Genomic DNA, 9,811 nt, shown 5'->3' with positions numbered 1-9,811 from the left:
GGGAGCCTCAAGGGTTCTGTTGCCGGGATGGGCGAGGATATGCACGACGCGCTCACGCTTCTGTCGCACGGGCGGTTCCGCACGCAGGATTTCACCAAGGCAAGCTATCCGCTGGAGGCCATTCAGGAAGCCTTCGAGACGGTCGGCGAGCGGCCGCAACACCTGAAGACCCAGATCGCCATCGCGGCGTAAACTATTGAAGTGGAGGTACCAGATGGACCAGACCAACACGTTTCTTGCTCCCCCGTCCGCAGCGCGCAGCTTCGGGTACTTCATCGACGGGCAGTGGAAAGAAGGGGCCGACCACTTCGAACGTGCCTCGCCGGGCCATGGTACGCCGGTCACGCGCACCGTGCGCTGCACGGTCGATGATCTGAACGCTGCGGTCGCCGCCGCCCGCAATGCCTTCGAGGATCGCCGCTGGGCCGGGCTTTCCGGTGCCGCACGCGCCGGCGTGCTTCTGCGCGTCGCCGAGATCCTGCGTCGCCGCCGGGACGAGATCGCCTATTGGGAGACGCTTGAAAACGGCAAGCCGATCTCGCAGGCGCGCGGCGAGATCGATCATTGCATCGCCTGCTTCGAGGTCGGCGCCGGTGCCGCACGCCTGCTGCACGGCGACAGCTTCAACTCGCTCGGTGACGACCTGTTCGGCATGGTGCTGCGTGAGCCGATCGGCGTCATCGGCCTGATCACACCCTGGAACTTCCCGTTCCTGATCCTGTGCGAGCGCGTGCCCTTCATTCTGGCGTCCGGTTGCACCATGGTGGTGAAGCCGTCCGAAGTCACCTCCGTGACGACGCTGCTCCTGGCCGAGGTTCTGGCTGAAGCGGGCCTGCCTGCGGGTGTTTATAACGTCGTCACCGGTTCCGGCCGCTCGATCGGGCAGGCGCTGGCCGAACATCCTGACGTCGACATGCTTTCCTTCACGGGATCGACGGCGGTGGGGCGCTCCTGCGTCCACGCTGCCGCCGACAGCAACTTCAAGAAGCTGGGCCTCGAGCTCGGTGGCAAAAACCCCATCATCGTCTTTGCCGACTCCGACCTTGAAGATGCCGCTGACGGTGCCGCGTTCGGCATCAGCTTCAACACCGGACAATGCTGCGTTTCGTCGTCGCGCCTGATCGTCGAGCGTTCTGTTGCAGCGGAGTTTGAGAAACTCCTTGTCGAGAAGATGAAAAAGATCCGGGTCGGCGATCCCTTGGACGAAGGCACCCAGGTGGGCGCCATCACCACCGAGGCCCAGAACGCCACGATTCTCGACTATATCGCCAAGGGCAAGGCGGCCGGCGCCCAGCTTCTCACCGGCGGCGAAACGATCGATCTTGGCCATGGCCAGTACATTGCGCCGACGCTTTTCTCCGGTGTTTCCCGCGACATGGCGATTGCGCGCGACGAGATTTTCGGCCCGGTTCTGTGCTCGATGCATTTCGACACGGTCGAGGAAGCCATCCAGCTCGCCAACGACACGGTCTACGGCCTGGCCGCGAGCGTGTGGACGAAGAACATCGACAAGGCGCTGACCGTAACCCGAAAGGTGCGTGCCGGTCGCTTCTGGGTCAACACGATCATGGCGGGCGGCCCTGAGATGCCGCTCGGTGGTTTCAAGCAATCCGGCTGGGGTCGCGAGGCCGGCATCTACGGAGTGGAGGAGTACACGCAGGTGAAGTCCGTCCACGTCGAGATCGGCAAGCGTTCGCATTGGATCGCATGATGTCGCAAGGCTATGATTATGTGATCGTCGGAGGCGGTTCCTCCGGTTGCGTATTGGCGGCGCGGCTCTCTGAAAATCCGTCGGCGCGCGTCTGCCTCATCGAGGCCGGCGGGCGCGACAGTCATCCGCTGATCCACATGCCCGTCGGCTTTGCCAAGATGACGTCAGGTCCTTTGACCTGGGGACTGAAGACCGCGCCGCAGAAACACGCCAACAACCGTGAAATCCTCTACGCCCAGGCCAAGGTGCTCGGCGGCGGCTCCTCGATCAATGCCGAGGTGTTCACGCGTGGGCATCCCGGTGATTACGACCGCTGGGTCGAGGAAGGCGCCGAAGGCTGGGGCTTCAAGGACATCCAGAAGTACTTCCTGCGGTCCGAGGGCAATTCGATCCTCTCGGGCGCGTGGCATGGAACGGACGGCCCGCTCGGCGTGTCGAATATTCCCGAGCCGCAGCGCATGACGCGCGCTTTCGTGCAAAGCTGCCAGGAACTCGGCATACCCTACAATCCAGATTTCAACGGTCCGCTTCAGGAAGGTTCCGGCGTCTACCAGACAACGACGCGGAACAACCGCCGTTGCTCGGCGGCGGTCGGCTATCTCCGGCCGGCCCTGAAGCGCAAGAACCTCACGGTCATTACCGGGGCGCTCGTGCTGCGCGTCGTCTTCGACGGGCGACGTGCCGTCGGGGTCGACTATCAGGTCGATGGCAAGCGGATGACCGCGCGCGCCGACAGCGAGGTGCTCTTGACCTCTGGCGCGATCGGCACGCCGAAACTGATGATGCTTTCGGGCGTCGGTCCTGCCGCCGCACTTCGCAGCCACGGCATCGACGTGATCCAGGATCTGGCTGGCGTCGGCGAAAACCTGCAGGACCATTTCGGCGTCGATATCGTCGCGGAGCTGAAGGATCACGACAGCCTCGACAAGTACAACAAGCTGCATTGGTCGATCTGGGCGGGGCTTCAATACGCCCTGTTCAACTCCGGTCCAATCACTTCCAATGTGGTTGAGGGCGGGGCGTTCTGGTACGGCGACAAGACGAGCCCTTATCCGGACCTGCAGTTCCATTTCCTTGCCGGCGCCGGGGCGGAAGCCGGCGTGCCCAGCGTGCCCAAGGGTTCCTCCGGCATCACGCTCAATTCCTACACGCTGCGCCCGAAGTCGCGCGGGACTGTCGCGCTTCGCTCGGCAGATCCGCGCGATCTTCCGATCATCGATCCGAACTTCCTCGCCGACCCGGAAGACGTGAAGATCTCGGTCGAAGGCGTGAAGATCAGTCAGGAGATCTTCGCCCAGCCGTCGCTGCAGAAGTACATCAAGGTCAGGCACTTCCCGAGCCGCGATGTCCGCACGGAAGCGGATTACGTCGCCTATACCCGCCAGTACGGCCGTACCTCCTATCATCCGACCTGCACCTGCAAGATGGGGCTCGACGAGATGTCGGTGGTCGATCCGCAACTGCGTGTGCACGGGCTCGACGGCATCCGCATCTGCGACAGTTCCACCATGCCGAGCCTCGTCGGGTCCAACACCAATGCGGCAACGATCATGATCGGGGAAAAGGCCGCGGACATGATCCGCGGCAATGCCTGATCAGACAGTCCGACGGTCAAAGAAAAGAGGGCGGCTCGAGGGCCGCCCTTTTTCCATCAGTCCCACTCAGGAACCCAGGGAAGTTGTCCTGGTTTGATGATGCGGTAACCGGTGGCGGTCAGCGCGTCGATCCTTTGCATATCGATCGACGAGAGGGTGAAATCCATGATCTCGAAGTTCGCACGGATGTTTTCCGGCTTGGTGGACATGGTATTGAGCGGAACGCCTTTCTGGATAATCCAGCGCTGCGCCACTTGTGCCGCGGACTTGCCGTAGGTCTCGCCGATCTTGGAAAAAAGGCCGTGCTTGAAGATCTCGCCACGGGCGATCGACGCGTAGGATGTGATCGGGATTCCGGTTTCTGCTGCTGCTGCGAGCAGTTTCTCCTGGTTGACCAGCGGGTGGAATTCCACCTGGTTGGTCACGAGCGGAAGGTCGATGACGTACCGCGCCTCCCGCATCATGGCCGCCGTGTAGTTCGATACACCGATAGCCTTTGTCAGCCCTCTTTCCAGTGCGGATCGAAGCATCAGGAGTGAGGGGACGATCTCGCCGTTTGCCGGCGGCCAGTGCAAGAGAAGGACGTCGACGCAATCGGTCTTCAGGGCCTGAAGGCTTGCCTCGACTGAAGCGAGAAACGTCTCGTCCGAGTAGTTGTCCGGATGCACCTTCGTGGTGATGCAAAGCTCAGAACGCGGAACGCCGCATTCGGCCAGTGCTTCGCCCGTGTCAGCCTCGTTGCCATACATCTGCGCCGTGTCGAAGGCGCGGTAGCCGACATCGACAGCCGCCTCGATCGCCCGGCGCAGCTCGCCTCCGTTCAGCGGATAGGTGCCGAAGCCGCGCTGAAAGCTCTTCTGGAAGTAGATGTTCATGCCTCCCCCTTGGTCGATTGCCGCGCCGGCGTCGAATGCCGGTCATTCGAAAATCGCACCGGCCGGCTTGTCTTGTCGCGAATTAACATATAACTAGTTAGTTACTTCAAGCAATGAAAAACGGAGGATTTGGCGATGAAGAAGGTGAAGAGCGCGCAGGAGGCGGTGCGGCTCATCAAGGATGGCTCGGTCGTCGCCGTGAACTCTTCCTCGGGTCTTTGCTGCCCCGATGCTGTGTTGAAAGCGCTCGGGGAACGCTTCGACGGCGAAGGTCATCCGCGCGGCCTCACCTCCGTTCATCCGATCGCCGCCGGCGATTTCTTCGGGACGCGCGGTGTCGATCACATCGCCAAGCCCGGCATGCTGGTAAAGATCATCGGAGGCTCCTATCCCTCAGGGCCAAGCAATGCCGAACCGCCGCTCATCTGGCAGATGATCCTGAAGGAGGAACTCGCCGCCTTTAACGTGCCTTCCGGCATCGTCTTCGACATGTTGCGCGAGGGCGCTGCCAAGCGTCCGGGCGTGCTGACGAAGGTGGGGATGGAGACCTTCGTCGATCCCGAACAGGATGGCTGCGCGATGAATGAACGGGCGCGGGCCGAGCCGATCGTCAAGCGCGTGTCGTTCGAAGGCGAGGACTGGCTGCATTTTCCGGCCATCCGTCCCGATGTGGCGATCATTCGGGCAACGACCGCCGATGAGAAGGGCAACCTGACCTTCGAGCAGGAGGGCGCGACGCTCGGCGCGATGGAAATGGCGCTCGCCGCCCGCAATTCCGGTGGTCTCGTGATCGCTCAGGTCAAGCGCGTGGCGGCAAGCGGTACCCTTCGTCCCCACGATGTGCGCGTGCCCGGTATCCTCGTCGACATCATCGTCGAAGCGCCGGACCAGTTGCAGACGACGGCAACGCCCTACGACCCGGCGATCTCAGGCGAGCTGTTCCGGCCGCTCGAGACGTTCCGCACCCCGGCGCTCGACGTTGGCAAGGTGATCGCACGCCGCGTGGCGCAAGAGCTTGAGGATGGATGGGCAGTCAACATCGGCTTCGGCATTTCCGCCAACGTGCCGCGCATCCTCATTGAGGAAGGTCATCACGGCAAGGTCACCTGGGTGATCGAACAGGGAGCCGTCGGTGGTGTTCCGCTGCTCGACTTCAAGTTCGGCTGTGCGTCCAATGCCGAGGCCTTCGTCGCCTCGCCGCATCAGTTCTGCTACTTCCAGGCGGGGGGATTTGATTGCTCGCTGCTGTCCTTTCTGGAAATCGATGCCGAGGGTTCGGTCAATGTCAGCCGCCTTGCGGCCACCCCGCACCGCACCGCCGGCGCCGGCGGCTTCGTCGACATCACCTCCCGCGCAAAGAAGATCGTCTTCTCCGGCAATTTCAATGCCGGGGCGAAGATGCGCGTCGAGGATGGCCGGCTGGTGATCGACAAGGAGGGCCGCATCGCCAAGTTCGTGCCGAAGGTGGACCAGGTGAGCTTCTCCGGTAAGCGCGCCCGCGCACAAGGACAGGACATCAGCTATGTCACGGAGCGCTGCGTCATCCGCCTCGACAGCGACGGGCTCGTTGTCACCGAGGTCGCTCCGGGTCTCGACCTTCAACGGGACGTGCTTGATCAGGCGGCAACGCCCCTTCGCGTTTCAAAGGCGCTGAAGCGGATGGACGGTGCCCTGTTCCGCCCAGAAGCCATGGGGCTCACGCTGTGAGCGATCCGCGCATTGACCTTGTCATCACTGATCGCGTAGCGCGGCTGACACTCCGTCGCCCGGAAAAGCTGAACGCGATCGACGCGGACATGGTGGAGGCGCTCTCTAAGGCCTGCCGCGGCATCGAGCGTTCGGATGCGCGTGTGGCCATCCTCTCGGGCGAAGGCGAAAGATCCTTCAGCGCGGGCGGCGACATCGATGCGTGGAGCAGTCTTGACGCCGAGATGTTCTCCCGTCGCTGGCTGCGTGATGGCCACGATGCCTTCGATCAGCTGGCGCGGCTTTCCGTGCCGTTGATCGCCGTCTTGAACGGACATGCGCTCGGCGGTGGACTGGAGCTCGCAGCCTGTGCCGATATGCGCATTGCGGAGGCGCATGTGAAGATCGGCCAACCGGAATCGGGTCTCGGCATCATCCCCGGCTGGTCGGGCACGCAGCGCGCCTCTCGCCGGTTCGGAGCGCAGCGGGTGCGACGCATGGCGCTTTTCGGCGAAGTCTACGGCGCCGAGGAGGCGCTATCGCTCGGCCTCGTCGACAGGGTGGTCGCAAGCGGCGAAGGGCTTGCCGCTGCACGGACCGTTGCGGAGCGGGTGCTTCACCGTTCGCCGCGTGCAACGGAGCTTACCAAGATGCTGATCAACGCGGCCGAGGGTGAAGAGAGCGAACGCGTGGTTGAGGCGCTCGCCGGCGCGGTGGCGGCAGCATCGGGCGATTTAACGGAAGGCTTGTCGGTCTACCGACAGCAGCGTTCGCCCCAGTTCAATCGATAGGTCGGCGCCGTTCTCCGGCGACCCGGCCCTTTATGGCGGTGCTCCATGAAATCTGAAGACAAAGAATTCCTCGCGGACCTCTTTCGTTCGGCGATCGAAGCCGCGGACCCGGAAAATGCCTTGCGCGCTCATCTCCCAAGCCAGCCACGGGGACGGACCGTGGTCATCGGCGCCGGTAAGGGTGCGGCGCAGCTCGCCGCCGCTTTCGAAAGGCTCTGGCACGGTCCGCTCGAAGGTGTTGTCGTCACGCGCTATGGCTATGCCGTCCCCTGCGAGCGCATCCGCGTACTTGAGGCGGCCCATCCGGTACCCGATGCGGCCGGATTGAAGGCAACGGATGCGCTTTTCGAGGCTGTGCGCGATCTGACCGAAAACGACCTTGTCGTTGCGTTGATCTGCGGTGGCGGTTCGGCCCTGCTACCATCACCGCCGGGTCAGCTGACGCTGGAAGACGACGTGCAGCTCAACCGGGCCCTGCTTGCAAGTGGCGCGCCGATCTCGGTCATGAACGCCATCCGCAAGCATGTCTCGGGGATCAAGGGTGGTCGTCTCGCCGCCGCCTGCCATCCGGCAAAGGTCGTCACTTTGGTGGTGTCGGACGTGCCAGGTGACGATCCGGCACAGGTTGCCAGCGGGCCGACCATCCCGGACAAGGCGGATCGCGTGCAGGCGCGTAGCCTGATCAAGACCTGGGGCATCGCTCTTCCGCTGCGGGTTGCCGCGTGGCTGGAGGGCGACGAAAGCCTGGCGCCCCTCCCGGGCGACCCGGTCTTCGCGCGGAACGAGGTCCGGGTGATCGCCTCGGCGAGCCTCTCGCTTGAGGCGGCCGCCGCGCGCGCCGCGTCCCTTGGCGTTCCTGCCGTCATCCTCTCCGATTCCATCGAGGGGGAGGCTCGCGATGTCGCCCGCGTTCACGCGGCCATTGCGCGTGAAGTCGCCGGTCGCGGCCGGCCGTTCCCGCGCCCCGTCGTCGTTCTTTCGGGTGGAGAAACCACCGTCACCATCAAGGGCGGCGGCAAGGGTGGGCGCAACACGGAATTCCTGTTGTCGCTTGCGCTGGCGGCCGAAGGCATCGCCTTTTCGGCAATCGCCGCCGATACCGATGGCATCGATGGCTCCGAAGACAATGCCGGCGCCTTTGCAGACGGGCAGAGCATGGGGCGCTTGCGCAACCTGGGTCGCGATCCCTCCGCTATGCTTGCCGAGAACGATGCCTGGACGGCCTTCCATTACCTCGGTGACTTGTTCGTTCCCGGTCCGACCGGGACCAACGTCAACGACTTCCGGGCGATCCTCATCCGATAGATACGACCCGCGCCATCGCGGCGCGGGCCCGATACTGCCTCAGGCTGGGACGGGTGCGTCTTCGCGCAAAAGGCCCTTGCGCTTGAGGTCGGCCCAGAACTCAGCGGGGATCGGGTGGGAGAACCAGTCGAGGTTCTGCTCCAGTTGTTCGAGCGTGCGCGTGCCGGCCATGAAGGACGGAACGGCGGGATGGGCGACAACGAACTGTAGGGCGGCCGCGGCGAGCGGTACGTTGTAGGCAGCGCAGACGGCTTCGATCTTCGCAACCTTTTCCAGGATCTCGCGCGGTGCTGGCGCATAGTTGTACTTGGCGCCTTCCTTGGCGCCGGTCGCCAGGATCCCCGAATTGAAACCGCCGCCCACGACGACGGCGGCGCCGCGCTCCTGGCAAAGCGGCAGGAAAGTATCGAGCGCTTCCTGTTCGAGCAGTGTGTAGCGCCCTGCCAGCAGGAAGCAGTCGAAGTCGCGACGCAGCAAGGCTTGCTCGCAGACCTGCCATTCATTGACGCCGACGCCAATGGCCTTCACGATCTTTTCCGCCCGTAGCCTTTCGAGCGCCCGCCATGCACCGTCCATCGCCTGCTCGAACACTTCAGGCTGCGCGCTGCCGCGTGTGAAGACGTCGATATCGTGGATGAAGCACATGTCCATGCGCTCCAGTCCCAGTCGCTGAAGACTGTCCTCGAAAGCCCGCATCGTGCCGTCGTAGCTGTAGTCGAAATGCACCGTGAAGGGCGCGGCATTGGTCCATGGGGCAAAATCGATGGTGTCGCGCCGCGCCGGACGCAGAAGTCGCCCGACCTTGGAGGCAAGGACGAAGTCGTCCCGCTCCTTCCAGCGCAGAGCATGACCCGTGCGCAGCTCGGCAAGGCCATGGCCATACATCGGCGCGGTGTCGAAGAAACGGACGCCGGCCTCCCAGGCGCGCGAAAACATTGTTTCCGAGGTCGCCTCGTCGATCTCGCGAAAGATGTTACCGAGAGGTGCCGTTCCGAAGCCGAACGCGGTCACCTCAAGATCCGTCCTTCCGAATTTTCGCTTTTGCCCGGGATGCATGATTTTCCTCCATAAGTAACTGAATGGTGAATAGTATGCATGGCCCTAAACGGCTGTGCAAGCTGCATCCTTTGCGGCCTCCAAGTTTTTCGTCTTGACGGCATCCGGCTTCGGAATATATGTAACTAGATAGTTACTAGAGATGAGGCGTGGCAGATGTATCTCACCGAAACGCAGGAACAGGTGCGCGACATGGCGCGTGCCTTTGCCGACGAAATGATCCGCCCGATGGCCGAGGAGCTTGATCGCGAGGAGCGCTTCCCGGCAGGGCTTTACGACGAAATGGCAAAGCTCGGCCTTTTCGGCATTGGCGTGCCGGAAGAGCTCGGCGGGCCGGGTTTCGATACGCTCACATACGCACTTGTCATGGAAGAACTCAGCCGCGGCTACGCGTCCGTTGCCGACCAGTGCGGCCTGATCGAGCTCATCTCGACCCTGCTCGTCCGTCACGGGACCGAAAGCCAGCAGGCGATGCTGTCGGATATCCTCGGCATGCGCGCCAAGGTCGCCTATTGCATCACCGAACCGGAGGCCGGAACGGACGTCTCGGGCATCCGCACCACGGCAGAGCGTGACGGCAACGGCTGGCGGCTGAACGGCGGCAAGATCTGGATCCACAATGCGCCGGTCGCTGACTACGGCTTCGTACTGGCCAGGACTGACAAGGAAGCGGGAAACCGCGGCATGTCGATCTTCATCGTCGACCTGCATGCGGCAGGCGTCGAAAAGGGGCCGAAGGAACACAAGATGGGTCAGCGGGCGAGCCAGGTTGGCGCGCTGAACTTCGACGAC

The 9,811-nt window shown here is 63.2% G+C and carries 8 protein-coding genes and 1 pseudogene; 7 read left to right on the top strand and 2 right to left on the bottom strand.

Annotated elements, in window-relative coordinates; translation table 11 throughout:
- From VGO12_RS30145 to VGO12_RS30135, 3 genes and pseudogenes are all read left to right on the top strand, one after another.
- Positions 1–192, top strand: a pseudogene (locus VGO12_RS30145) (dehydrogenase); the annotation flags it as partial.
- A 22-nt stretch (positions 193–214) separates the two neighbouring features.
- Positions 215–1,711 carry an aldehyde dehydrogenase family protein gene (locus tag VGO12_RS30140; protein WP_327516412.1) on the top strand — a complete coding sequence of 499 codons (1,497 nt, stop codon included), beginning with the start codon at positions 215–217 and terminating at the stop codon, positions 1,709–1,711.
- Positions 1,711–3,306, top strand: coding sequence for a GMC family oxidoreductase (locus VGO12_RS30135; RefSeq protein ID WP_327516410.1), 1,596 nt, complete (start codon positions 1,711–1,713; stop codon positions 3,304–3,306). Before VGO12_RS30140 ends, VGO12_RS30135 begins: the two co-directional genes overlap by 1 nt.
- Positions 3,307–3,362: 56 nt before the next feature.
- Here the strand turns inward: VGO12_RS30135 and VGO12_RS30130 are convergent, their stop codons facing one another.
- Positions 3,363–4,181, bottom strand: coding sequence for an aldo/keto reductase (locus VGO12_RS30130; RefSeq protein ID WP_327516409.1), 819 nt, complete (start codon positions 4,179–4,181; stop codon positions 3,363–3,365).
- A 135-nt stretch (positions 4,182–4,316) separates the two neighbouring features.
- On the opposite strand from VGO12_RS30130, the gene VGO12_RS30125 reads away from it, so the two are divergent.
- The 3 genes from VGO12_RS30125 to VGO12_RS30115 are packed head-to-tail and all read left to right on the top strand — an operon-like array spanning position 4,317 to position 7,963.
- Positions 4,317–5,888 (top strand): acyl CoA:acetate/3-ketoacid CoA transferase, encoded by a 1,572-nt coding sequence (locus tag VGO12_RS30125; protein ID WP_327516408.1) that lies wholly within the window; start codon positions 4,317–4,319, stop codon positions 5,886–5,888.
- Complete coding sequence (locus VGO12_RS30120; protein WP_327516407.1) at positions 5,885–6,658, top strand: enoyl-CoA hydratase/isomerase family protein; 774 nt, start codon at positions 5,885–5,887, stop codon at positions 6,656–6,658. The genes VGO12_RS30125 and VGO12_RS30120 overlap by 4 nt, the downstream gene beginning before the upstream one ends.
- 45 nt (positions 6,659–6,703) lie before the next feature.
- Complete coding sequence (locus tag VGO12_RS30115) at positions 6,704–7,963, top strand: glycerate kinase (RefSeq protein WP_327516406.1); 1,260 nt, start codon at positions 6,704–6,706, stop codon at positions 7,961–7,963.
- A gap of 39 nt (positions 7,964–8,002) precedes the next feature.
- Here the strand turns inward: VGO12_RS30115 and VGO12_RS30110 are convergent, their stop codons facing one another.
- Positions 8,003–9,019, bottom strand: a complete 1,017-nt coding sequence (locus VGO12_RS30110; RefSeq protein WP_327516405.1) for an aldo/keto reductase — start codon at positions 9,017–9,019, stop codon at positions 8,003–8,005.
- A gap of 156 nt (positions 9,020–9,175) precedes the next feature.
- Between VGO12_RS30110 and VGO12_RS30105 the strand changes: the two genes are divergently transcribed.
- Positions 9,176–9,811 (top strand): acyl-CoA dehydrogenase family protein (locus tag VGO12_RS30105; protein ID WP_327516404.1); only part of this gene is annotated, 636 nt, incomplete at its 3' end.

The sequence above is a fragment of the Ensifer sp. genome (genome assembly GCF_035999135.1).
Lineage (GTDB): Bacteria > Pseudomonadota > Alphaproteobacteria > Rhizobiales > Rhizobiaceae > Ensifer.
The sequence above is the reverse complement of the archived record's forward strand: the minus strand, read 5'-3'. Positions and strand labels throughout refer to the sequence as shown.